Raw genomic sequence first — 23337 nt, forward strand, 5'->3', positions numbered from 1 at the left:
GGCCGTAATCTCTTAGGATTACGGCCGCCGTTCATATTTACGAGCACCATTATGAAACAAAGGATACTTCTTGTTGAAAATCAAGTCAAGTCCTTGGCTACACATCCCGACTCAAATAATCAGGGTCTGTAGCCATATATACGAAAATGTTGGTGTCGATAAGCACCCTCATACTTTACAACAAGAATGTAGGGTCGTTCACAATCAGACTACCTTTCAGTCTCATAGCCGCCTCCCACGTCTTATTTACTCTCTTCGGAGGATTTTTCCCGTCCGCTTCCAAGATTTCTTCCACCTTACTTTTTTTCTTCGTCGGTTCCATTGCTTTTTCAGTATTTTCTTCCATAGTTACTTTCCTTCCATGGTTACTACTATGGCAAAGATACAAAAAATATAAAAACAGAGAACAGTTACCCTGTTTTTTCGTCCGTTTCAGTTCTGCGCCAAACGATTTTTCATTCTCAGCCGAACGATTTTTCATTCTCCTGAGAATGATTTTCCGTTCTGTGGCAAACGATTTTCCGGTTGACGGAAGCCTCTCAAGCAGACAACGACAACATACAAACTCCCCTCCCCTACGTACAAGTATTTAAATGGGAAAAGGGTTCACATCCTTCATACACACTGTAAACCAATCTGTTGCGGTGAAACCTCTTCGACAAGTGCCCTCACCTAACGTTCACGTCACGCAATATGTGCATGTTTATAATCCTTGAAACACAAACTGTTAAGGTGAAGGGGCATTATACTGTGCAAAAAATATTAAACCGGGATGGGCAGGATTCCCCGAAGGTCGTCCACGATAGCCACGTGGGGATAAGTTTTCAATTCCTCACACGTGGTCATGCCATGCAATACACCCGCAAAATCCGTACCGGCGGCCTGTGCCGTTGCGGCATCCACTACGCTATCCCCTACATACAGCACCTCAGATTTCCCGCCACCGGAAGCACGTCCGATGGCCAACAACAATCCTTCTGGGTCCGGCTTGGCCGCTGTCACATCCTCTCCGCCCACGATGAAATCCACAAGACCGTCATGTCCCGTTTTTTCAAACAAGTCGAGGATGCGGTAACGGAATTTGGTGGACACAATACCCAACACGGCTCCTTGGCTTTTCAAAGTTTCCAAGACCTCTATCGTCTCCGGGAAAAAGAAAGTATTGGCAGTCATGTGGACATCAGCGGCCTTTACATATTCACGCTTGTAATCCGCCAACGTCCCGGCCTCGGTAATTCCCGTCAGGATGGAAAAAGATTCCTCCAACGTCTTCCCGATGGTGCGCTTGATTTCCGTATCCGTCACTCCGGTGTGCCCGTGATTGCCGAGCACATGCCGGAAACAAGTCACAATGCCCCGTGAAGAATCGACCAAGGTATAGTCGAAATCAAAAATATAAGTAGTATAGCGTTTCATATCTTACGAAAAACAGTATTAAAACAGATTCAGTTTCTTTTGCCGGGCTTCCTCTATCGAGACGGTCTCTACACGCCGCGTTCCGGCACTTTCACGCAAACGTTCCTGCTCTTCGCGCAACTCGCGGAAAGCCTCTCCCTCCGTGTCGGGATTCAGGAAACGGGCAGCCGTCAGCGCGTTCTGCGAGGCATCCTTCATCCAAATGACCGGCCCGTCGTACACAGGAGCTATCTTCAATGCCGTATGCAAACGACTCGTCGTGGCCCCGCCGATCATGACCGGAATGGACAGCCCGGCCCGCTTCAATTCGCCCACCACATGCACCATCTCTTCCAGGCTCGGCGTAATCAGTCCGCTCAGGCCGATGATGTCGGGGTGCAGTTCCTTGGCTTTCGCCACAATCTCTTCTGCCGGTGTCATGACCCCCAAATCCACTATCTCATAGTTGTTGCAAGCCATGACCACCGATACGATATTCTTCCCGATGTCATGCACATCTCCCTTCACCGTAGCCACCAAGACCAATCCAGCACGTGCTGCCCCCTCTTTTTTCCCGGCCTCGATACGGGGTTGCAGGATGCCCACGGCTTTCTTCATCGTACGGGCAGTCTTCACGACCTGCGGCAAGAACATCTTACCGGCCCCGAACAGCTCGCCCACGGTATTCATCCCCTTCATGAGCGGCCCTTCGATGATGTCTACGGCGTGCGGATAAGACTGTGCCGCCTCCTCCAAATCTTCCTGCAAATAGGAATCTATACCTTTCACCAAAGCATGCTGCAAACGTTCCTCCACACTGCCGCCACGCCAGGCATCTGTCACAGGCACCCCGCCGCCTCCCGCTCCAGACAGCCCGGCCTTCGCCGCTTCTGCCTCAGCTTTCAGCTTATCGGCCAACTCTATCAACCGCTCCGCCGCGTCAGGCCGACGGTTGAGCACCACGTCTTCTATGACCGTCAGAATGTCGGACGGAATATCGCCATACATCACCGACGTGGCGGGATTGACGATGCCCATGTCCATCCCCTCACGGCAGGCATGGTAGAGGAACACGGCGTGCATCGCCTCGCGGATATAGTTGTTGCCCCGGAAAGAGAAAGAAAGGTTGCTCACCCCGCCACTTACATGTGCTCCGGGGAGGTTACGGCGAATCCATCCCGTAGCACGGATAAAGTCCACGGCATAGTTGTCATGTTCCTCCATTCCCGTGGCTATGGCCAACACGTTAGGGTCGAATATGATGTCATGGGGATTGAAACCGACCTCGTCCACCAACAAACGGTAAGCCCGTGCGCAGACTTCGATCTTGCGTTCATAAGTATCGGCCTGCCCCTTTTCATCAAAAGCCATCACGACGACGGCCGCCCCAAGGCGTTTCACCTCCCGGGCATGGGCCAAGAAAACTTCCTCTCCTTCTTTCAACGAGATGGAATTGACGATGCTCTTGCCCTGCACGCATTTCAGTCCGGCTGTAATCACGTCCCATTTGGAAGAATCTATCATGACGGGCACGCGGGAAATCTCCGGCTCGGAGGCCAACAGGTTCAGGAACGTCACCATCTCCTGCCGGGCATCGAGAAGCCCGTCGTCCATGTTGATGTCGATGACCAAGGCTCCATCCTCCACTTGCTTGCGGGCGATTTCCAAAGCCTCTTCGTAGTTTTTCTCTTTGACCAACCGCAGGAATTTGCGCGAACCGGCCACATTGCAACGTTCGCCCACATTGACGAACCGCACTTCAGGCGTCAGTTCAAACTGCTCCAAACCACTCAGGCACAAGGTTTCGGCTCTTCCGGCCGGCACATGCGGACGCCCTTGCGCCGCCAAAGCCGGAAAACGGGCGATATACTCGTCCGTCGTACCGCAACACCCCCCGATGATATTCACCCAACCTTTGTCCACAAAGAATTTCATTTCCTCTGCCATCTGGGTTGGGGTCTGGTCGTACTCCCCCATACTGTTGGGCAGCCCTGCATTCGGATAGACGGATATATAATAAGGTGAACGGTGAGCCAAAACCTGTAGGAAGGGAATCAAGTCGTGTGCCCCAAAAGAACAGTTCAGCCCCAAGGAAAAAATATCGGCATGAGATACCGAAGCCAGAAAGGCCTCCATCGTCTGGCCGGAAAGCGTACGTCCGCTCTTATCCGACACCGTAACCGACAACATGAGCGGCACTTTGCGTCCGGAGGTTTGCATGGACGCTTCTGCCGCATAAATAGCGGCTTTGGCATTCAGCGTGTCGAAAATAGTTTCGACGAGCAAGGCATCCACACCGCCTTCGAGCAAGGCTTCCATCTGTTCCCGATAGGCAGCCACCAATTCGTCGAAAGTCAGGGCGCGGTATGCCGGATTGTTCACATCGGGACTCATCGAGCAGGTTTTGTTGGTCGGCCCCACCGAACCGGCCACGAAACGCGGTTTTTCGGGATTGAGGGCCGTGAACTCATCCGCAAGTTCACGGGCTATCCGGCAAGCTGCCAAGTTGATTTCACGACAATAATCCTCCACGTGATAATCCGCCATCGACACCCGTTGCGAACTGAACGTATTCGTCTCGATAATGTCCGCCCCGGCCGCGAGATATTTACGGTGGATATCCCGAATCACATCGGGACGCGTCAGCGACAACAGATCGTTGTTACCGGCCATCAGTCCCGGAACATCCCTGAAACGCCCCCCCCGGAAATCAGCCTCCGTCAGGCCATACCGCTGAATCATGGTGCCCATGGCACCATCCAATATCAATATCCTCTCCTTAACAATCTCTTCCAACCTCATGATTTCAAACTCTAATACCTTTTTACCTGCCGGTCTATCTCGCGCCGGTCTTCCTTTTCCTTCAACGTCTGCCGCTTGTCGTATTCTTTCTTACCCCGGCACAAATACACATCCACTTTGGCACGTCCGTTCTCGTCGATAAACAACAAGGTCGGCACCAACGTGAAGCCGGGACTTTTCATTTCCTGCTGCAATTTCCGGATTTCCTTGCGATTGAGCAAAAGCTTCCGGTCACGCCGTGCCGCATGGTTATTGTAAGAACCGTACGAATACTCGGCCACGTACATGTTTTTCACCCACACCTCTCCGTTATGGATGAAACAAAAAGTATCCACCAGACTGGCCTTGCCCGCCCGTATGGATTTGATTTCCGTACCGGTCAGCACGATGCCGGCCGTATATTTGTCCAACAGCAAGAAATCAAACGAAGCCCGTTTATTCTTGATGTTTATTGATTTGGTCTTATTTTTCTTTTCTGCCATCTTTTTCCCTCCTTACTCTTTCACTACCTCGGCAAACAGCTCGAGATGCTCATCCACATAACAAGCCAATGCAGCCGTGACTTCTTCTTCCATTTCCACAAACCCGTCATCCAAGTCGTCAAACTGCGGATACGCCTCAAACAAAGCCATAAAGTCTTCGTCCGAACAGTCCTTCGTCAGTTCTTCCTTGTATTTGTCATACAGCCTCTTTCCTTTATATACCAGTTTGGAGAAATCATGCGCCCCCATCAGCCGCATGGCTTTCGCAAAAGGATTGTCGAAAATAAACGGCCCGTAGCCGTTGTGTATCAATTGGATAAATCCTCCGTCCATCACCTCCTCACGAAACAGGGCATAGGCCAACAATGAAATTTGTTCCCCATTGAGCATCCCCATGTTCCCGGCACTCAACTCTCCACCGATAACCTCCCGATAACGGTCAATGAAGACCTGCAAAAACTCATCCATTCCTTGTGCAGCCGCCTCGCGCAACCGCGCATCGCTGATTGTTATTTTTTCTTGTTTCATTCCTTTGCGTCTTGAATTTGCAAAGATAGTGAAAGACGAGCGCAGTTCCAAGCCAAAAGCTTGCTTTTGAACGAAAGACTGCCGAGCCGCATCCTATTTTCGCATTGGCAAAGAAAAACCTAAAAATATTCCGCCTTTTATTTGTACGTTCCGCAATGTTGTCCTATATTTGCAGTGTACTATTATACTAATACACTAATTAATTTATAAAACATTGCCTTATGATGACCATTGAACACCTTTCATTCGGATATTCCAAACGGAAAAACCGCGTGTTAAACGACTGCTCCCTCCATCTCGAGGAAGGCAAGATTTATGGGCTTTTAGGGAAAAACGGGGTCGGAAAGTCCACCTTGCTCTACCTGATGACCGGACTCCTTACACCGACAGAAGGACATGCTTGCCTGAACGGCACAGATGTACGCTTGCGCCGTCCGGACACATTGAGCGACTTCTTTCTCATCCCCGAAGAATTCGACCTTCCGGACTACAACCTGAAAAAGTACGTCCGCCTCAACGCTCCTTTCTATCCGCATTTCGACCATGACAACCTGCTCCGCAATCTGGAAATGTTCGAACTACCGGAAGACATCAAGCTCGGCGAACTTTCGATGGGACAAAAGAAAAAGGCACTCATCTGCTTTGCCTTGGCCACCCGTACCTCGTGGCTCATCATGGACGAACCGACCAACGGACTGGACATCCCCGGCAAAAGCCAATTCCGCAAACTCCTCATCCGCGAAATGAACGAATCGCGTGGTATCGTGATTTCCACCCATCAGGTGCAAGATGTGGAACAACTTCTCGACCACGTGGTCATCTTAGATAACGCCCGCGTACTGCTCGACGCGTCGGTAACTGAAATCTGCCATAAATTATATTTCACGCAGACCGACAATGAATCGGAAACCTCCGAGGCTTATTACGCCCTCCCTTCTTACAACGGGCACAGCGTCATGCTCCCGAATCCGGAAGACAAGGATTCGGAAATCAACTTGGAACTCCTTTTCAACGGTACCCTGGCACACCCGGAAACCATCTGCCCCTTGTTTAATGCTGAAAAATAAAAGGATATGGAATCACAGTTTTTCAACCGGAAACGCTTCGCAGCCTTGCTTCACGCAGACTGGGCTATCCTATGTACACGCAGCCTCGTCATCCTCACCGCAGGCTACTTGTTACTCTCTGTCATTCTCACGGTGTCTTGCCTCAAAGTATATTCGGAAAACGCCACCTTGCTACAGACCCTCCCAACGGACATGTTAGAAGAAAAGTTCGCCCACCTCACTGACACAGCCACTAACCAAAATGCTGCGTTCGTCACCGTTACGGCATTCTTTTTCCTATTCCTTATATTCACTCCGTGGCTATGGAATGCGCCCATATACAACAAGGGACAGCACATCAGGTACTTGTTACTCCCGGCCTCCACGTTCGAGAAGTTCGCCCGATGGTGGCTCTATACCGTTCCTCTTTCGATTTTAGCAGGCGTTCTTATTATTTTGGCGGCAGACATCACCCGTGTCATCATCTGCAACATGGTCTTCCCGGATTACAGCTTCGCCCGTCCCCTCCTCTTTACTTCCGGACTTCATACGGCCTCCTCCGGCTTTGTGCTCAGGATGCTCCTCACGACCAGTCTGTTGGGCCAAGCCATTTCCACCAGAAGCGAAACGGGACGGACACCCCTGCGCCGCGCACTCGGCAAATGCCCAATCCTGTTGTTGCCCCTCCTTTTGATGATCGGAGTCTCGCTCATTGCCGAAGGCGACCCTTACACTTACCCCCAACAGCCCGGAGCAGCGACTGCCGAAGTGGTATGGCATGCCTTTTGGCTTGTCGTAACCTCCCTCTTTTGGCTGTCGGCCTACCGCAGAATGAAAAAGAACGACCTCAAGTACCAATATGCCCTCAATCCGAAAAGCGTATGAATTTCAAGGAAAGCAAACCCATTTACTTGCAAATCGCCGACCGCATCTGCGATGAAATACTGCAAGGACGGTACGCTGAAAACGACCGTATCCCTTCCGTGCGCGATTACGCCGCCACGGTGGAGGTGAACGCCAATACGGCCATGCGCTCTTACGACTTCCTGCAATCCCGCTCTGTCATCCGCATGCAACGCGGCATAGGTTATTTCGTAGAACCGAGCGCATCGGAACGCATCCGTTCGTTTCGCAGGGAAAGTTTCATGAATGAAGAACTCTACGATTTCTTCCGGCAAGCCCGTTCCATCGGCATCACGGCAGAAGAACTCGAAACCCTTTACCGGCAATATTTATCAGACACCTCAGACCCTATGTACAACCTTTAAAAACACTCATCATGAACAAGAATACATTGAACGCCCAACGCCTCCTCCGATATTTCCGCAAGGACTGGAGTGAGAACAACATGCAGTTATACTATTATTTCATCATTCCTTACGGCATCATGACCCTGCTATTCAGTTGGATGGACTTTTCCAAAACGCATTCTGTGGTCGTGGCATTGGAACAAGTGCGGCAAGGCATGGAAACCGACAACAACAGTTACCAACAAATCATGGAAAATGCGTTGTCGGGAAAAGACGACTGTTGGTCATTCATTACCTTAACGACCATTTTCTGTTTTTATTTCTTCATGGCCTACGTTGGCAGCACCTTTTTCAAAACATCAAAATACCGGAAAGATTACATCACCGACCTGACACTCCCGGTTTCAAATGCAGAGAAGTTTATCATACGGTGGGGCAGAATCGCAATCATACCTTTCCCCGTCTTTTGTTTAGCCACCGTATTGGCAGACTTCACCCGTATCGGTTTCATCCATTTCCTCTATCCCGAAGTCTCGTTGTCGTTCCCTGTCCCATGGTCAAGTAGCGAATGTGAGGTGTACCTGCCCTTAGCCATCCTCCAAGCCTACAGCCTGCAAGCCTTGTTCATTCTGGGCGGTACCTATTGGCAGAAGAAACCTTTCCAAAAAACGCTGAGCCTCGTGCTGCTCACGTCCTTGATATATTATTTCACCTATTTCTGCACCGTATTTTATTTTATCGGACCGGATTTCGTTTACCATAATACCGCACAACAATGGGTATACGGTTGGACATTCGGTGTCCCCGCTTTCCTCGTCCTGTTGGGCTACCTGTTGACTTACCTCCGCATGCGCCGTGCCACGCTTCTCCCGTCGTGGAAAGACAAGACTACGTTAGTGCTCTTTGCAGCCTTGCTCATCGGACTGGGGCTTTGCGTTTGGATGCCGAACTTCATTATGAACCATTTCGCCTTCGAATAAAAGCGGAAGGCCCCATAAAGACATCGTCCCACGAAATTACGTCTAAAAGGAATAACGCGTGTATATTTAACACCTTTTTCGCCCGTTTTCTTGCCCGTACAACATTTTATTCATAGTTTTGCCGCCGAAAATGACAGAAAAACATTACAGTTAAAAGAACAACAGTCACATGAAAAAACAAACCATCATTGCCGCTCTCTTATTAGCTACGACCATGAGCCACGGAAAGGCGGCACCGAATCGAACCGAAACACCTGCTAATTATGAAGGCTATCTTTTCGCTTATTTCGAAGGCAGAGGAGATGCCAAACAACAGGAACATTTGCGTTTCGCCCTCAGTGATGACGGAGTGAACTGGCGTGCACTCAACGGAAACCGCCCGGTCATCGCTTCCGACACCATCAGCGAAAGCGGGGGTATCCGCGACCCGCACATCCTGCGCGGCGAAGACGGACGCTTCTACATCGTGGCCACGGACATGAATACCGCCAAAAACGGTTGGAACGAAAACCCGGGCATCGTACTCCTGAGTTCGGACGACCTGCTTCATTGGAAGCATGCCAAGATCAATCTATCCAAGGATTATCCGAAACATTTCGGTGATGCTTATTGGGTATGGGCCCCTCAGACCATTTACGACCGCAAGGCCAAAAAATATATGATTTATTTTACCTTGCAACGCAACGACCGCAAAAGCCTCATCACCTATTATGCATATGCCAACAAGGACTTCACAGGCTTTGAAAACGAACCCAAACAGCTCTTTTCGGCCAAATACGGCAGCATAGACAACGACATCATAGAACGGGATGGCACTTACCACCTTTTCTATAAAGGCAACACCAAGGACGAAAATGGCAAGGAAGTGAAAAACGGCATCCAACAAGCCACTTCGAAAAGCCTGAAAGGCAAATGGAAGGAAGACTTCAGGTATGTAGACGCTTACGCAGGAAAGACACCCGTGGAGGGGTCGAGCATCTTCAAGCTGAACGGGAAAGACGAATACGTGTTGATGTACGACATGTACACCAGCGGACGGTATGAGTACCAGACCAGTACCGACCTTTACCATTTCTCCGAACCCAAAGCGTTCACCAAAGACTTCTTCCCGCGCCATGGCTCCGTCATTTCGCTGACCCGCGACGAACTGCAACGCCTACAGGAGAAATGGGGCTACGTGGTGACCTACCAGTTTGAAAGCCACGGCAACCCCATCATCCGCCACATGCACACAGCCGACCCTGCCGCGCTCGTCAAGGGCGACACGCTATGGCTCTTCGCCGGACACGACCTGAACGGCAACCAAAACGGCTACGTGATGAAAGACTGGCAGCTGTTCTCCACCACCGACATGAAGCATTGGACGCAACACCCCTCCCCTCTGAAAATCGATGAATTCAAATGGGCAGAAAGCAAACAGGCATACGCCGGGCACGCAGTTGAACGCAACGGCAAATACTATTGGTATGTCAGCACCAACTGGTGCGGTATCGGCGTGGCCGTATCCGACAAAATCACCGGCCCTTACAAAGATGCCTTAGGCAAGCCGCTGCTCACCAACAAAGACTGTTTCGATTCTCGCCACAGTTGGGCTTGTATCGACCCTGCCGTATTCATAGACGATGACGGCCAAGCCTACCTGACATGGGGTAACCGCGAATGCTATATCGTAAAACTGAAAGACAACATGATAGAAACAGAGGGAGAGGTGAAACGCATCCATATCGACGAAAGCCATCCTTTCACTGAGGCTCCGTGGATTCACAAATACAATGGCAAATATTACCTCACATACGCCAGCGAATGGCCGGAAAAAATAGCCTACGCCGTAGCCGACCACATTGAAGGCCCGTATGAAACGAAAGGGATAATCTCTGAAATAGCCGGGAACAGCAACACGACCCATCCGGCCATCGTGAACTTCAAAGGACAATGGATTTTCATCAGCCACAATGGCGGCCTGCCCACCGGCACCAGTTACAGCCGCTCCATCGTGGCCGAACCCATGGAATACAATGCCGACGGCAGCATCAAGCCGATTCCTCCCACGGCAGAAGGCGTGAAACAATTATAAATTTCCCTTACCTCAAAAACAAATCCCCGTGAAGACCTTTATCCGGTCTTCACGGGGATTTGCTTATCTATGCCGTGCCCACAGGTATAAACAGCACGTCAGCCATGCCTCGGTTGTGCCAACATCCATTTGAAGTATTCCTCATGCTCGTCCACCAACTTCTCCCATGAATAATCACGCCGTATCACTTCCAAGTTACGTCCCGTATATTCCTTTTTATAGGCAGACACCGCCTGGTCTATTCCGTCCAACATCTCCATGGCAGCATCCGTGGAACCATAATATAAGGCGTTTTCACCCAAGACCGCACGGTTGAAGATATTGTCATGAGCCAGGATAAAGCAGCCGGAAGCCATGGCTTCCAACAAAGAAGGGTTCGTTCCGCCCACACTATGCCCATGGAAATAAGCATAGGAATAATGACGGATGGAGTTTAATTTACGAAAATCATATATACCACCCACAAAGCGGATATTCCGGTCACCACCGTAGCGTTCCACCAAATGTTTTCCATAAGGCGTATTCGTCTTGCCTACAATCACCAACGGGCGTTTGCCATACTGGCCTGAAGCCAAATACCCCTCTATGGCCATGAAAAGGTTGTTTTCCGGTTCCAGACGGGCCACCACGATGAAATAACCATCCGCTTCCAAACCGAACTCCTTTAATATGTCCTCATCGTAATCCTCATGAATGTCAGCCCCGTATGCCAAGAACTTGCTTTCTTTTCCATATTTCTCCTTATAATAATCATGGATACCCATATTGTCCGCAATCAGGAAATGGCTATGCTTCACCGCCATACGCTCTTCCCAGAATACGAACTTCTGCACCCATCTGTTAAACTTCGTACGTTTATATTCCAACCCGTCCATGTTCGTCGTAAAAAGCGGATACTTGATACGCTTCACATTGAACCATATATAAGCCGGAACGATGCTCGTATAGCCCGCTTCGTAAATAATGTCAAACTTCTCCTTCTTCAAGGCATCGTGCAAAGACAGGAAATCGTAAAAGAAACTCCCCACGGAACTCCCTATCCATTTCTCCGGGCTATAAATATGCTTTATGCGTACCCCCTTATAATCAGGCTCTCGGTAAGGATGGAAATGCGGAGAGTACACCACGACCTCATGCCCTCGCCGGACCAATCCCACGGAGATATATTCTGCAAACTGCTCGAAGCCCCCGTAGTTGTTCGGTATGCCACGGGTGCTGATAAATGCTATTTTCATATAATATGTTTATGGATTAAAATTCGATGAATATATACGCTTAGAACCACATTCAAACATCAACAACGAGAACAACGGGCAATCATCTTCTTACCCCAATAAGAAAATGCCACAGCCAACCCCATTCCGGCCATACAAGTCAAAAAGAATAATAGATTCTCATTATGAACCATTTTTTCCAAATGCACCTTCTCCACCACGCGGAACACGACCATATGACATAAGTAAAACTCCATGGAAATGTTACTCATAAAATCCATTACCCTATTGTGCAACCATTTATGTTCCTGCCCCATGGCGTATATCAGCCATAACGTGAACACGACCATCAAAGGTACAACCTGATGAAGTGTCCATTGGGATTGGGGAACAAAAAAATATAAAGCATTCGCTATCAAGCAAACTATCAACAAGACATTTCCCCACTTCGCAGACCACTCGTGCAGCCTCTCTCGATAAAGGAAACATAGCCCACCCGACAACAGGAAAGGGGCCGAATACAAGATGTTGTGCCTGCCCGGATGAAAATCCACGAAAGCCTCTGTAAAAAAGTATTCTTGACATAAGAAATTCACGACCAAAGATATGCCGAATACGCTCCAGGCCCTACGCTTATTATCCAACAAGAACACGAAGAACGGAAACAGCATATAAAACAAAAAGATTAACCCTAAGAACCATCCTACTCCAATCACCTTTATATCAGGATTCGGTAACAGATTAAACACCAAAGTGCAATTCATGAAAGCCTGTGCCAAATTTTCCTTAGAAAAATCAACTATCAAATCCAAGACACAAAGCAGACAGAAGAAAGGTAATATTCGCTTATATCTTTTAGAATAGAAATCATTTAATGATACTTGGCCGTTTTTCATACGGTCATAATAGCCGCAACATAAAGCAAAGCCGCTAATCATAAAAAACAAAACTACAAACCACGTGAACCATGGCATCAACTTATCTGAAAACCAACCCAATTCTGGTTTAACAGAAATGTTTGCCTGATAATGCATTATTGCAATCCCGACAGCCGAAAGCGCACGCAATCCATTGATATTGTTATATTTAACTTTATTAACATGGGGGGGGGTAATTTGTCGATTTGTATCCATACTTATTCCGTTTTCTACTACTTATTAAATATTACATCATAAAAAGTCCCCTTCAAAGCAAACTCTTCAGGAGCACGCTTGTACGCAAGCTTATGGAAAGGGCATATCCGTTTCAAATCCTCGTAACATCCCTTATTATAAGGCTCAAAAAGCCTGAGCAGCAATATATGAGGCACGGAATTACTAAAGGGGATTACTTTCTTCCAATCATCAGCATAGAAATCCATGACCATCGAAAAGAAATGATGAAGGAGGAAATAATCTATCAACCTGTCATTCTCCTTCCAATACTCATAAAGTAACTTCCTTACAGCCAATACCATTTTATTTTCCGCATAGGCGGTCATGAACCAACTCGAAATGTTCAACACATGGCCGTCTGCTCCGGGCTTCAGGTTTTGAAAAACAAAGAAGTCGCTATCCAACATATAACTTGGAACAACACCTCCCGTACAGAACACCGTCGCATCTATCCATGTTCCGCCATACTTGGCCAATAATGCCACCCGTAACAAATCAGAGAAATGCGTATGCGTGATTATCCCTGCCTCATATTGCTGCTCGATATAGTCGGGAAAAACTATGTATTCTTTCCTGTTCTTTGCAGTTATAAGCACAATCTTACGGCCTGTAACATGTTCTTGGATAGACAAATAACAATCCTGCACCAATTTAGGAGCATTTTCCATCCCTTGCATCCAACAAATCCAAATCCTCGGGCAAACCTCCCGTTTCGTCGCATACAGTCCAGACTTCCATTCCTCGTCAAACGCTTCCAGTACGGGCAAATACCGTTTCCTCAACTTATGCAGTATTTTCTGCTGCACTCCTAAACGTACAAGTTCCAATGACTTGCGCGATGCACCGGTCAGGCAGACCTGCGCCACTGCGTATGGCAGCACCCCGGCTTTGAGCCATTGATCCAACAACGACCATCCACCAAGTTTCCTAAATGTAGAAAACAAGCCTTTCATTCCGTGCCCCTCAACTTGATTATCTTTATGTCGTGGCTCACGCGATTTTCTTCGACAGGCCACTTCATGTAATCCCCATATATGTGACGGTTAATAGCATCCGCGTTCGATGGCACATTCACTATAACATTCTCGAAAGGCATCTTACGTGGTTCTCCCCACCATTTTTTCATCACCACCTCCCTTTCCCTATATTTGCCAAGCATGTTACCCGCATACCGGGAATTGTCGAAATCATGTTTCCTCAACACGCGTTGCATGGCCGACAGGCATTTATCTACGGATACGAGTTTACCAACAGGTATCACATGAAGCAATCTGATGACCAAATTCTCATGCCAAGGCCGCCCCACCTTATGGGTGTCAACCTGCGTCCTTATGTTGGGAATCTGCACCAAATACCTGTACATCAAGATATGCTTCACATGAAACCACCTGCGCAACCCGTTTGCAGGCAGGCCGTCTATGGGGAATATGTCAATCCACACATGGCATTTGCGCGGCAGTTCATTCATAAGCACCTCTATCTCAGCCTCCTTGTCAACGAATTGCGAGAAGTTGAACTGCCACTCCCGCGTGTTTTCGTGACAAGTCAGCCCATATCCGTCCGGGTATTCCGATTGCAAGCCCACAAACTTGTCGTAGTCCTTTCGCGGCATGCCTATGTCTATGTCATCATCCCACGGGATGAATCCCTTGTGGCGCAGCACCCCTATTAGCGAGCCGCCAATCATATACCACCTCAATCCGTGTCTCTCGCAAATATCCATGAAGACCCGGAGAATCTTCATTTGCGTCATTTGTACTTTCCGAACATTGTTCATCGTTGTCTCAAATTACCATTCAAAAAACTTTCTTATCCTTCCAACTTCCTTATCTTCCTTGCAGGATTACCAACGTATACGGAGTTTGCATCCAAGTCTTTCACTACCACCGACCCGGCACCGACCACAGTACCCCTACCAATGGTGACACCCGGGAGTATTGTCACGTTGGCACCAATCCAACAACCATCACCGATAACTATCGACCTAAACACCGTCTTCCTTTCTGCCCTTCGTTTCCCGCTTGATATCTGATGCGTATGGGTGGATAGGGTGACACCCATGGCAATAGCAACATCATCTCCTATTATGATGTCAGAACCCGGCTTTGTGTGGGAGAAAAATTTGCAAAACTTATTAATGAAAACCCGTTCACCGATGACAATCCGCTTGCCCGTGAAATATGTACCACTACAGATTTCCGCAGTTCTCGAAACTTCTACTATCCTATTGTTTAACAAAACATTACGAAATAGGGGGGGGGGGTAAAACAAGATGAAGCGAACATCACCAAAAGCCTGTCCACCACGTGTCCAATATACTTTTTCATGATTATGGCTTTGATTGCAGATAATTGATGGTCTTTCTTATTCCGTCCTTTATCGAAGTGGTAGACTGCCATCCTAACGTTTTCAGTTTTTCAACGGAATAAACCGATTTAGATACTGGGTTGTATCCCTTCCTTTCAGTTTCATCAGGCACTTCCATGACAACTTTGCGTCCAACCATGCTTGCTGTGATTTCAGCCAGTTCCCGAATACTAATATTCGAAGCCTCATCAGCTATGTTATACGCTTCTCCGTTTTTGCCTTTCAGCAAGATATACAATATGGCTGAAGCACAATCTACCACATAACTCCAAGAACGGAGTTGACTTCCGGTACTTTTCATTACGATGTCTTCTCCCCGGAGTGCATTGCGTATGAACTGGGCGTACACCCGATTGTCATTTTCAGAAAAATCCGGACCGTATGTATGGCAAGGCCTGGCAATGACCACGCCTGCCCCATATTCGGACATATATGACACGCACAATGTTTCCGCAGCACGTTTTGAAGATGGATAGCATGAACGAGGAGACATACAATCAACATATCCACTGTAATCCTCAGTAAAGATTTTACCATCACTTTCACCATACACCTCGCCAGAAGATACAAAAAGAAACCTTTTCATGCCATGCCGCAATCCATACGACAAGAGATTGTCAACTCCGTTCATATTTGACTTAATTACTTCTACCGGATGTAGGGAAAAGAAATTAGGACTGGCGTTGCTAGCCGCATGAATGATGAAATGGAAATCTATATCTGATACCAATGGGGAAGTGACATCATGTTGGATGAAATGGAACGATGCGTCGGAGGCAAAATCCTGAAACAAGCCAACCGCCCTTGTCGCATTTCTACCCATTCCATAAACACTGTAATCTTTTCGTTCATTAAGCATGAGAGCCTTTACAAGACAGGCTCCTATCAGACCCGTAGCTCCTGTCACAAGAATATTGCAGCCACTCAGGCTATCCCAAGGCAAATCAAGCCGGGCAAAGTTTGCCAACTCTTCCTGATAACAAGTCATTTCAACCAAGATTCTTTAGTCGTATGCCTCAAGGCCCTGAAAATTTCCAAGTCCTCTACCGTCGTGATTTTTATGTTCTTTTCCGAGCCAGGAACCAAGTGCATTTCCTTGCCACCCAACTCCGCCATCAATGTGCATGAGGCCACGGAATCTGTTATACCTTTTTCTTTAGCCTCCTCATGGGCAGCAATGATGTTTTTCAACCTAAATGTCTGCGGTGTCTGGGTACGTATCAGCTTGTCACGAGGAATGCTTGTACACGAAGTAAAGCCATCCTCACTTTCCAATATCGCCTCACGACACTTGATCCCCGTGACAGCATAGCCCGATGCCTTGCAAATGGCAATGTTGCTTGATATAATATCTTGCGACAACAACGGACGTACTGAATCATGAATCAGCACCAAGTCCTCCCCCACACATCCAACCTCTTTCAATCCATAAATACCATTGTGTATGGACTCCATGCCTGTGTTTCCACCGGGGAATATCCACTTCAATTTTGTAATGCCGAACTGGTTTGCATACGATTGAAGTACGGTCTCCCAACCATTCAGGCACACCACAGCCATGCCCTGTATGTCAGGGTGGTTTTGAAAACACATCATGGTGTGAATGATGATAGGACAATCGTCCACGTGCATAAACTGTTTTGGGATGTCTTGCCCCATACGGTTGCCGGAACCTCCGGCAATGATTAATGCAATGTTCATATCTTCTTGTTCTAAATATTGTACAACACGTGATTGGAAACCCAACCTTTCACCCATGTCATTTGAATATATGCCAAAGTTTCAATGCCATCTTCAAGCAAATATTCTTTATTATCAATAATTCTGGCAACGTCATGCTTTTGTTTGCTTTCATCACACGGCAGCGTTCAAATTCTGCTGATATATTGTCAGAACTAACCCCACCAACAAAGAAAGATGATATAACAGATTTAGTTTCTTTGAAGTTGAAATCTGCAATGTACGCACGCTGTATCAAATCAAAATCTCCATAAACCTTATATTGCAAGCGAAATCCTCCTAAACGTTCTATGACAGAACGTTTCATAACAAACGACTGATGGCATGCAGGCAAACGATACTTGATACAAGTGATTGGAAGATTTCCCCTTATCTTGCTTGAGTGGCCAAACCTCAACTCACAATCCCCGTATATGACATCCGCTTCGTCACTATGTTTCATCAACTCTGCGATTCCGCTTGGAAATAAAAAGTCATCAGCTCCAAGATACAATATCCATTCTCCTTTGGCTTTTTTCCACCCCTTGTTAAAAGCGTCATAAATACCGTTATCCGGTTCGGAAATAAAATCCACCCGACTCTCTTTTTGCTTATACAACTTTAGAATATCTATCGTATTGTCTTTCGAGCCTCCATCTATAACCAAACACTCCCAATTAGGATATGTTTGATTTATCAAACTTTCTATGGCTGATGAAATGGTTCTGCCAACATTGAACGTGGCTATCACTACTGTCACCTTGGGACAATCTACAATCTTCATGCTATTAGAACATATATCAAAATGGGAATTTTCCAAACTTCACCCGGCATTTTATGACCGTACGTATAGTCCAATAAATACAGCACTGCACAAAACGGCGATGCCATGAGACAGGATAATCTCTCATTTCAAAAGATACAGTATCTAAGTCGAAACTCAAGCTTTGTATTTCTTTACGGGAAGCCATCACTCCAAATATTTTACTACCTAATCTGAACGTATTAAGTGGTCATACTTTTAGCTTGCCTGGATGATAATTATAGCAAAATGTTCCGTATGTTTCAAACTCACTGAAAACCTGAATGACATCTTCTTTTCTTGCCGCAATGCATTGTTCAAACCAAGGAAGTTTGAATTGGGATTTTTCCTCTATCAAAGAAAGCATTTCTTTTACAATGGATACATTGAAAAGCATATGTTCTGAAATAAAAGAGTATGGAGCCTTCTTAGGAGCGTGAAACAATCCGTCTATTGTATCAAAATATGGGACATGACGTTCTTTCTTCACTAATACCAAATCATGCCCTTCTTCATCTTTAAAGTTCAATTCGCTTAACGGTACCGTATCAGAATCCCAGACCAAATATTCATCTTTTGCATATCTGCTTAAAGCAAATCCCAGTTTCAACAACTGTTGGTAGTACCAACCAAAAGCTTGCGTTGTCAAATACTTTTCTACAATAGATTTGCAAACAGAGAACGTCAGATTGTCAACAACCTCATTTTCATCCACACAAGTTATCAAAGAACCAACGTTTGGAATATAATTAAAGTTTCTCTTATCCGTCAAAACATAAATATGATTGGGATTGATGTTCTTCTTGATGAAATATAAATTTTTTCTAAAGAACCAACAGTCTTTCAAAGACATGCAAATAACAACATCCATTTTCTTTAAAGTTTGTTTTTTCAAATACACACGCAATTTATCACCTCTATTCCAAAAAGAACTTCAGCCAATTATCAATTCTTAAATAAATTACTGAATCTCTTGAATTTATTTGCTTATCTAACAATGAATAATCTATGATTGGCTTCTCACGATCTATAATGTGAATATATTCTTTATTATAAAACGGCAACTTGCTTATTTGTTGATTCGTCGTATACACATGCTTGTTTTGCGCCAAGGCCCATATCAAGCGTGGGGTAGTTCCACATTGAAAAGGATTGTCTGTATCCAAAACAGCCTTTGTCTCAGCTGTAATTCGGGCAATGTCCTCCATTTCATAAGGCAAAGCATCTACAAAATCATACTTTTGTTTACCTTTTATAAAATCATAATATTCTATTTTATCCGAATCTTGAAATACTTGTGCCACGAAAAAATCAAATCGCTGTTTTAAAGTCAATTTTTGAGGAATCCTCGCTATCAACTTAATATAACAGGATCGATTTTTTATTTTGGCATCAGCTATGACTTTTTTGAAAATACCAAACCGACCATGATGACTCGTACCTATAGAACATAAATCATACTTATTCTTAGTTTTATCATACTTCAATAAATCTTTAGACCAAAAAAAAGGAAGAAACCCGACTTTTGCATGCCCGAATAATTGAACATCCCTGAAATCAAAAGAATAGACTTTATCAAAATAACCGACATTACGAAAAAAATCATATAAATAATTTGAATCCCATATATACAACACAGTCTTTAACAAACGGTTATATTTTCTCATGCATTCAGTTACACACGGGTGAAAAGTCACGCCCTGAATTACAAACAGCAAATCATAATACTGATTAAATAAGGAATCATTCAATTTATCAACCCAATATTTTTTCCCCATGTTTCTTTGTTCAAACAGAAACCGTAACGCCCATCTTTTTATAGGATTCGGATACCTATAATAGGGATTCCACGGTAACATACCTTCTGGGAAATAAGCAACAAAATGCCCCTCAGCCACCAATTCGTCTTTAATGATTTTATAAAGGTTTAAATAAACCGGTGCTATCAATAAAATTTTCATATTCTACTCCTATTAGACGTATATATTTTTACTATAAATGAAATGATCAATACAGCCATAAAAATAACAAGATTGCTTTGCCCACCCTTGTTAAAACCAAAAACTCCTTGAAGAATCAAATCGAAATACCAATATACCAAAGCCATCTTCCAAAAAGATATCTTTCTTTTTCCCAAGAACAATGAAAACAACAAAGAGATAAATGTGACAATAACCAAAGGCAAGAATTCACCGAACTCAATATACAAATCGCCGTATATCGTTTTGAAATTCAATACAGGAACTCCGGTAAACATTTGCCAAAAAGCATAGCCGTCTTGTACGGACTCTTCTACATACGTCAACCCAAAAAGATATGGAAACAACCTCGTGCCATACGGATGTCTTGCAACCTCTCCCCAAAATAAATTCCCTAAATTAGGAAATGCTTCTCCAAAATATCTTATTACACTATAAAATGGCGTTTCTGTCGATGTATCTTCAAGACGTGCAAAACTGATAACAATCGAATAAACCATGATAATCCCTATCAAACACAATATCACAAATTCGCTTTTATGTTTCAACCGCCTGTCAAAATGGGGATAAAAAATGATGAAATAAAAAGCTATACCCCAAAACACAAAAAACAAATTACCACGCGAACCTAATGCAAGGGCAGATAATATTTGGGTGAACAGAATCAGCCCTATGAGCATAAATGCTTTGCTCCGTCGTATTTTTCTGGAAATCAATCCATACAACGCGTAACACATGACAAATGGAGAAAATGAATGGTAAAGGTTCACATTAAAATTATTGAACTTCAGCAAAAGCCAGTTATCCCCATAGAACGTGCCTATTGCATCGCCCTCCACCGCTGATATATTATACATCTCGCCATATCCAATGCTTGATGCCATAACGGCTTGGGACAATTTGAGCATCATATAACAAACCATGTCCACAATCCACAAATTAATGAGAAGTGATGTGGTCTTATTATACGGTATTTCCTTAAAAGAAATATTATTAAATGACACCGTTCTTAAAGGATATATTAAAGCTGCAAGGCAATAAAAACAAAAGGCATAAGGTATTATAGAAAAAGACTTATTGTTTTTAACAGCAAAAACATTTTCATATATTCCGGTTTCAAATACGATAATCCCTAATAAGGATATAATAACATAATAAATCGACAATATATAGACTAACGACATTTTAGAGGAATTACCATAACACCGTGCCATAAACAAGTACAACAACAGGTTTCCAACCAAAACTTCAAGCATTGTCATTTTTTGATTTTATTTTTAATCACATTCAAAATCCTCTCTCTCTCATTGGGAGACAATCCATATCTAACAATAAACACCATTGAAACAATTTCAAAAACTAGGGTATTAAGTGCCACCATCCCCACAGAACCGCCGTCAAACAAACATACCAACAATATGACTATTAAAAAGGGAATCAAAGAACCTTTCACGATAGGGACAAAAGTCCTACTAAGATACTCAGAATATTGCAAATCTGCTATCTTCCGCAAGAAGTATAGTCCTACAAGAAAGTTCAGAATTCCCCTTGTGAATATTCTTGAAAAAAACACATATTCATACGCTATCCCCAAATCCAATAAAACCCAAGTCACAACTATGTGCAATACGAAAACGCTTGTGATGGCGACCTGATAATTCCGTATTTTCCCCGTGGCTCCTATAGCCGAATAAAAAACTCCAGACATTGCATCAATGAGCGAACCCAACAAGATAATCCGGCTAAAGGTACACGCGTACTGCGGCACTTTCACCAACCAAACATGCAAAATATAGTCCATATTGCATATTACCGGAACAGAAACCAAGAAGAACAAGAAGAACGAGAACTTTGAAGAGCGGCATACCAACCGATGAAAATCCTGCCCTTGCTTGGCTGCATACGTTTTTACGATTTGCGGCTTGAAGGCTGTTTGAAATCCTGCAATAAAGCCGGACAACGCACCGTTTATTTGGTTAGATAAGCCTATTGAGGCATTCAATATTACCCCACAAAACACGTTAAAAATCAGGTTTACCCCAGATTCTGATAACGTCCCCGACAAACTGCCTAACATGTTCCATCCAGTAAAAGACAGAATACGCTTGAACAAGAATTTGTCAAAACAAGAAATATATTTAGTATAATCAAAATGCGTCCTGCAATAGATAAAATATATAGTGAATATAACCGCAGCATTAAACATCATCAATACAGAGTACATTTTCAACTTATCGAATGCCATATTTGTAATCAATATTGTCAAAAATAATTTCAACAGGACCTCTACTATACTTATTTTAGCAAATACGCCCATTCTTTCATGCGCCACAATAGCCGCATTATAAGGAACCTGCAATATACTGAGAGAAAAAGAAACCAATGCTATTTGGAAAGTAAACGATGCGGCTTCATATCTGCCTTGGGGTATATTCAATGAAGCCCCCCAAAACATCCAAAATATTTCTCCAAGAACAACAACCGTTATTATCAGTATAAAATAACAATTAAGGCAGGTACTGAATATCTTGCTAAGTTGGGTATGTTCGCCATTCCCTATGGTATAATTGATAAACCTTTGGGTCGCATCACTAAAAGACGATTTTAAAAATGAAAAAACTACAACAATGGTAGCTACGAGATTATATATTCCATAATCTATTACCCCCAACACATCCAATACAACCCTCGACATATAGAAGTTGATTGCCATTACTACAATCATCCTAATATACAGAGCTATTGTATTGGAAGCTATCTTTTTATTATCAACGACCATTATAGTAAAAACTAAAATACACGCTTCATTCGACCCACCTCCACAATCTGGTAACGGTTAACTTCATGACAGGTTCAGGTGCTACAGAAAATCAGCTTGGATAAGATATTCCTAACGGAAATCCATCATTCCCCGTACGCTTTCCCTACACAGTAGTTTTCCAAAAAATATCCTTCATCTTTCAGGATGCATGCTAACGGGTTCATTATTTTGAAGTTATAACCTGAAGGATGTTTCAGGCATCTTTCAACTAGGTTTCATTTCCCTTGGAAGAGAACGGAAAATCAATCGGCTGAGAATGAAAAATCGCTTGGCTTAGATTGAAAAATTGTTTGGCGCAGAGCGTTTGACGGCTCTCGGCCATGAAAGGGAACTGAAAGATGAGATTTTATCGTTCAGTTTCTAATGTGCTGTATGATAGATATTTAACATACATCCTGAAGGATGAAGGATGTTTTTGGAAATTCCCTTGGGTGTATTTTAGTTAGTGATTATCCAATCTTTCAGGGTATGCCGCTCCATGTCGAAGTTGATGCCGACTTTCACTACGGGCAGGCCGCACAGGGCGAAGCGTTCAGGATAATTCTTCAGGTCGATCTGCTGCATGGCGGCTTCGGCAGATTGGTTCAGTTTCAGTTCTACGACGTAGAGCGTGGTGGCCGTGCGCATCACTAAGTCCACCCGTCCCATTGGGGTACGTACTTCCACGTCCACATACGCGCCGAGTAGGCTGAAGATGATGTAGAGCATCTGTTGGTAATGGCCT

General features: G+C 45.0%; 23 protein-coding genes. 5 read left to right on the plus strand and 18 right to left on the minus strand.

The window, feature by feature from the left end:
• Positions 1–175 precede the first annotated feature (175 nt).
• The 5 genes from HMPREF9442_RS16490 to HMPREF9442_RS14950 all read right to left on the minus strand — a co-directional run bounded on the left by HMPREF9442_RS16490 (position 176) and on the right by HMPREF9442_RS14950 (position 5207).
• The gene (locus tag HMPREF9442_RS16490) at positions 176–346 is read right to left on the minus strand and encodes a hypothetical protein (RefSeq protein WP_172634421.1); all 171 of its coding nucleotides are present in this window, start codon (positions 344–346) and stop codon (positions 176–178) included.
• A gap of 416 nt (positions 347–762) precedes the next feature.
• On the minus strand, positions 763–1416 hold the full coding sequence (locus HMPREF9442_RS14935) for an HAD family hydrolase (protein ID WP_008630249.1): 654 nt from the start codon (positions 1414–1416) through the stop codon (positions 763–765).
• Between the two features lie 18 nt (positions 1417–1434).
• Positions 1435–4197: a methionine synthase gene (metH, locus tag HMPREF9442_RS14940; RefSeq protein WP_008630251.1), complete on the minus strand. Its 2763-nt coding sequence runs from the start codon at positions 4195–4197 to the stop codon at positions 1435–1437.
• An 11-nt stretch (positions 4198–4208) separates the two neighbouring features.
• Positions 4209–4679 (minus strand): SsrA-binding protein SmpB, encoded by a 471-nt coding sequence (smpB, locus tag HMPREF9442_RS14945; RefSeq protein ID WP_008630252.1) that lies wholly within the window; start codon positions 4677–4679, stop codon positions 4209–4211.
• Positions 4680–4691: 12 nt separating this feature from the next.
• Positions 4692–5207, minus strand: a complete 516-nt coding sequence (locus HMPREF9442_RS14950) for a DMP19 family protein (RefSeq protein ID WP_008630253.1) — start codon at positions 5205–5207, stop codon at positions 4692–4694.
• A gap of 221 nt (positions 5208–5428) precedes the next feature.
• On the opposite strand from HMPREF9442_RS14950, the gene HMPREF9442_RS14955 reads away from it, so the two are divergent.
• From HMPREF9442_RS14955 to HMPREF9442_RS14975, 5 genes are all read left to right on the plus strand, one after another.
• Complete coding sequence (locus HMPREF9442_RS14955) at positions 5429–6274, plus strand: ABC transporter ATP-binding protein (RefSeq protein WP_008630255.1); 846 nt, start codon at positions 5429–5431, stop codon at positions 6272–6274.
• Positions 6275–6280: 6 nt separating this feature from the next.
• Positions 6281–7138, plus strand: a complete 858-nt coding sequence (locus tag HMPREF9442_RS14960) for a hypothetical protein (RefSeq protein ID WP_008630256.1) — start codon at positions 6281–6283, stop codon at positions 7136–7138.
• Positions 7135–7521, plus strand: a complete 387-nt coding sequence (locus HMPREF9442_RS14965; protein ID WP_008630257.1) for a GntR family transcriptional regulator — start codon at positions 7135–7137, stop codon at positions 7519–7521. The genes HMPREF9442_RS14960 and HMPREF9442_RS14965 overlap by 4 nt, the downstream gene beginning before the upstream one ends.
• An 11-nt stretch (positions 7522–7532) precedes the next feature.
• On the plus strand, positions 7533–8483 hold the full coding sequence (locus HMPREF9442_RS14970) for a hypothetical protein (protein WP_008630258.1): 951 nt from the start codon (positions 7533–7535) through the stop codon (positions 8481–8483).
• Positions 8484–8652: 169 nt separating this feature from the next.
• On the plus strand, positions 8653–10557 hold the full coding sequence (locus HMPREF9442_RS14975; RefSeq protein WP_008630259.1) for a family 43 glycosylhydrolase: 1905 nt from the start codon (positions 8653–8655) through the stop codon (positions 10555–10557).
• 98 nt (positions 10558–10655) lie between these two features.
• Here HMPREF9442_RS14975 and HMPREF9442_RS14980 read toward each other — a convergent pair whose 3' ends face one another.
• The 13 genes from HMPREF9442_RS14980 to HMPREF9442_RS15040 all read right to left on the minus strand — a co-directional run.
• On the minus strand, positions 10656–11792 hold the full coding sequence (locus tag HMPREF9442_RS14980) for a DUF1972 domain-containing protein (protein WP_008630260.1): 1137 nt from the start codon (positions 11790–11792) through the stop codon (positions 10656–10658).
• Positions 11793–11851: 59 nt separating this feature from the next.
• The gene (locus HMPREF9442_RS14985; RefSeq protein WP_008630262.1) at positions 11852–12904 is read right to left on the minus strand and encodes an acyltransferase family protein; all 1053 of its coding nucleotides are present in this window, start codon (positions 12902–12904) and stop codon (positions 11852–11854) included.
• Between the two features lie 17 nt (positions 12905–12921).
• Entirely contained in the window at positions 12922–13878 is a 957-nt protein-coding gene (locus HMPREF9442_RS14990) for a capsular polysaccharide synthesis protein (protein ID WP_008630264.1), read from the minus strand.
• On the minus strand, positions 13875–14702 hold the full coding sequence (locus HMPREF9442_RS14995) for a LicD family protein (protein WP_008630266.1): 828 nt from the start codon (positions 14700–14702) through the stop codon (positions 13875–13877). The genes HMPREF9442_RS14990 and HMPREF9442_RS14995 overlap by 4 nt, the downstream gene beginning before the upstream one ends.
• 32 nt (positions 14703–14734) lie before the next feature.
• Entirely contained in the window at positions 14735–14917 is a 183-nt protein-coding gene (locus HMPREF9442_RS16885; RefSeq protein ID WP_276528575.1) for a DapH/DapD/GlmU-related protein, read from the minus strand.
• Positions 14918–15254: 337 nt separating this feature from the next.
• Entirely contained in the window at positions 15255–16280 is a 1026-nt protein-coding gene (locus HMPREF9442_RS15005) for an NAD-dependent epimerase/dehydratase family protein (RefSeq protein ID WP_008630269.1), read from the minus strand.
• Positions 16277–16993, minus strand: a complete 717-nt coding sequence (locus HMPREF9442_RS15010) for an IspD/TarI family cytidylyltransferase (RefSeq protein ID WP_040603264.1) — start codon at positions 16991–16993, stop codon at positions 16277–16279. The genes HMPREF9442_RS15005 and HMPREF9442_RS15010 overlap by 4 nt, the downstream gene beginning before the upstream one ends.
• A gap of 58 nt (positions 16994–17051) precedes the next feature.
• The gene (locus HMPREF9442_RS15015; RefSeq protein WP_008630271.1) at positions 17052–17795 is read right to left on the minus strand and encodes a glycosyltransferase family 2 protein; all 744 of its coding nucleotides are present in this window, start codon (positions 17793–17795) and stop codon (positions 17052–17054) included.
• Between the two features lie 229 nt (positions 17796–18024).
• Positions 18025–18708: a DUF6492 family protein gene (locus tag HMPREF9442_RS15020; protein WP_147639927.1), complete on the minus strand. Its 684-nt coding sequence runs from the start codon at positions 18706–18708 to the stop codon at positions 18025–18027.
• A gap of 22 nt (positions 18709–18730) precedes the next feature.
• On the minus strand, positions 18731–19774 hold the full coding sequence (locus HMPREF9442_RS15025; protein WP_008630274.1) for a WaaS/CpsH family glycosyltransferase: 1044 nt from the start codon (positions 19772–19774) through the stop codon (positions 18731–18733).
• Positions 19771–21054 (minus strand): O-antigen polymerase, encoded by a 1284-nt coding sequence (locus HMPREF9442_RS15030; RefSeq protein ID WP_008630275.1) that lies wholly within the window; start codon positions 21052–21054, stop codon positions 19771–19773. The genes HMPREF9442_RS15025 and HMPREF9442_RS15030 overlap by 4 nt, the downstream gene beginning before the upstream one ends.
• Positions 21051–22517 (minus strand): lipopolysaccharide biosynthesis protein, encoded by a 1467-nt coding sequence (locus tag HMPREF9442_RS15035; RefSeq protein ID WP_050795547.1) that lies wholly within the window; start codon positions 22515–22517, stop codon positions 21051–21053. The genes HMPREF9442_RS15030 and HMPREF9442_RS15035 overlap by 4 nt, the downstream gene beginning before the upstream one ends.
• Before the next feature lie 534 nt (positions 22518–23051).
• Positions 23052–23337 (minus strand): PD-(D/E)XK nuclease domain-containing protein (locus HMPREF9442_RS15040; protein WP_008630277.1); only part of this gene is annotated, 286 nt, incomplete at its 5' end.

The organism is Paraprevotella xylaniphila YIT 11841 (assembly GCF_000205165.1).
Classification (GTDB): domain Bacteria; phylum Bacteroidota; class Bacteroidia; order Bacteroidales; family Bacteroidaceae; genus Paraprevotella; species Paraprevotella xylaniphila.

Bases quoted from the DNA above. Each gene is read 5' to 3' on its own strand.
- HMPREF9442_RS14950 (WP_008630253.1), bottom strand. From the start codon at position 5,207: ATGAAACAAGAAAAAATAACAATCAGCGATGCGCGGTTGCGCGAGGCG.
- HMPREF9442_RS14965 (WP_008630257.1), top strand. From the start codon at position 7,135: ATGAATTTCAAGGAAAGCAAACCCATTTACTTGCAAATCGCCGACCGC.
- HMPREF9442_RS14935 (WP_008630249.1), bottom strand. From the start codon at position 1,416: ATGAAACGCTATACTACTTATATTTTTGATTTCGACTATACCTTGGTC.
- metH (WP_008630251.1), bottom strand. From the start codon at position 4,197: ATGAGGTTGGAAGAGATTGTTAAGGAGAGGATATTGATATTGGATGGT.
- HMPREF9442_RS14975 (WP_008630259.1), top strand. From the start codon at position 8,653: ATGAAAAAACAAACCATCATTGCCGCTCTCTTATTAGCTACGACCATG.
- HMPREF9442_RS15025 (WP_008630274.1), bottom strand. From the start codon at position 19,774: ATGAAAATTTTATTGATAGCACCGGTTTATTTAAACCTTTATAAAATC.
- HMPREF9442_RS14970 (WP_008630258.1), top strand. From the start codon at position 7,533: ATGAACAAGAATACATTGAACGCCCAACGCCTCCTCCGATATTTCCGC.
- HMPREF9442_RS14980 (WP_008630260.1), bottom strand. From the start codon at position 11,792: ATGAAAATAGCATTTATCAGCACCCGTGGCATACCGAACAACTACGGG.
- HMPREF9442_RS15005 (WP_008630269.1), bottom strand. From the start codon at position 16,280: ATGACTTGTTATCAGGAAGAGTTGGCAAACTTTGCCCGGCTTGATTTG.
- HMPREF9442_RS14955 (WP_008630255.1), top strand. From the start codon at position 5,429: ATGATGACCATTGAACACCTTTCATTCGGATATTCCAAACGGAAAAAC.
- HMPREF9442_RS16490 (WP_172634421.1), bottom strand. From the start codon at position 346: ATGGAAGAAAATACTGAAAAAGCAATGGAACCGACGAAGAAAAAAAGT.
- HMPREF9442_RS15030 (WP_008630275.1), bottom strand. From the start codon at position 21,054: ATGACAATGCTTGAAGTTTTGGTTGGAAACCTGTTGTTGTACTTGTTT.
- HMPREF9442_RS15010 (WP_040603264.1), bottom strand. From the start codon at position 16,993: ATGAACATTGCATTAATCATTGCCGGAGGTTCCGGCAACCGTATGGGG.
- HMPREF9442_RS14960 (WP_008630256.1), top strand. From the start codon at position 6,281: ATGGAATCACAGTTTTTCAACCGGAAACGCTTCGCAGCCTTGCTTCAC.
- smpB (WP_008630252.1), bottom strand. From the start codon at position 4,679: ATGGCAGAAAAGAAAAATAAGACCAAATCAATAAACATCAAGAATAAA.
- HMPREF9442_RS15015 (WP_008630271.1), bottom strand. From the start codon at position 17,795: ATGAAGATTGTAGATTGTCCCAAGGTGACAGTAGTGATAGCCACGTTC.
- HMPREF9442_RS14985 (WP_008630262.1), bottom strand. From the start codon at position 12,904: ATGGATACAAATCGACAAATTACCCCCCCCCATGTTAATAAAGTTAAA.
- HMPREF9442_RS14995 (WP_008630266.1), bottom strand. From the start codon at position 14,702: ATGAACAATGTTCGGAAAGTACAAATGACGCAAATGAAGATTCTCCGG.
- HMPREF9442_RS15035 (WP_050795547.1), bottom strand. From the start codon at position 22,517: ATGATTGTAGTAATGGCAATCAACTTCTATATGTCGAGGGTTGTATTG.
- HMPREF9442_RS14990 (WP_008630264.1), bottom strand. From the start codon at position 13,878: ATGAAAGGCTTGTTTTCTACATTTAGGAAACTTGGTGGATGGTCGTTG.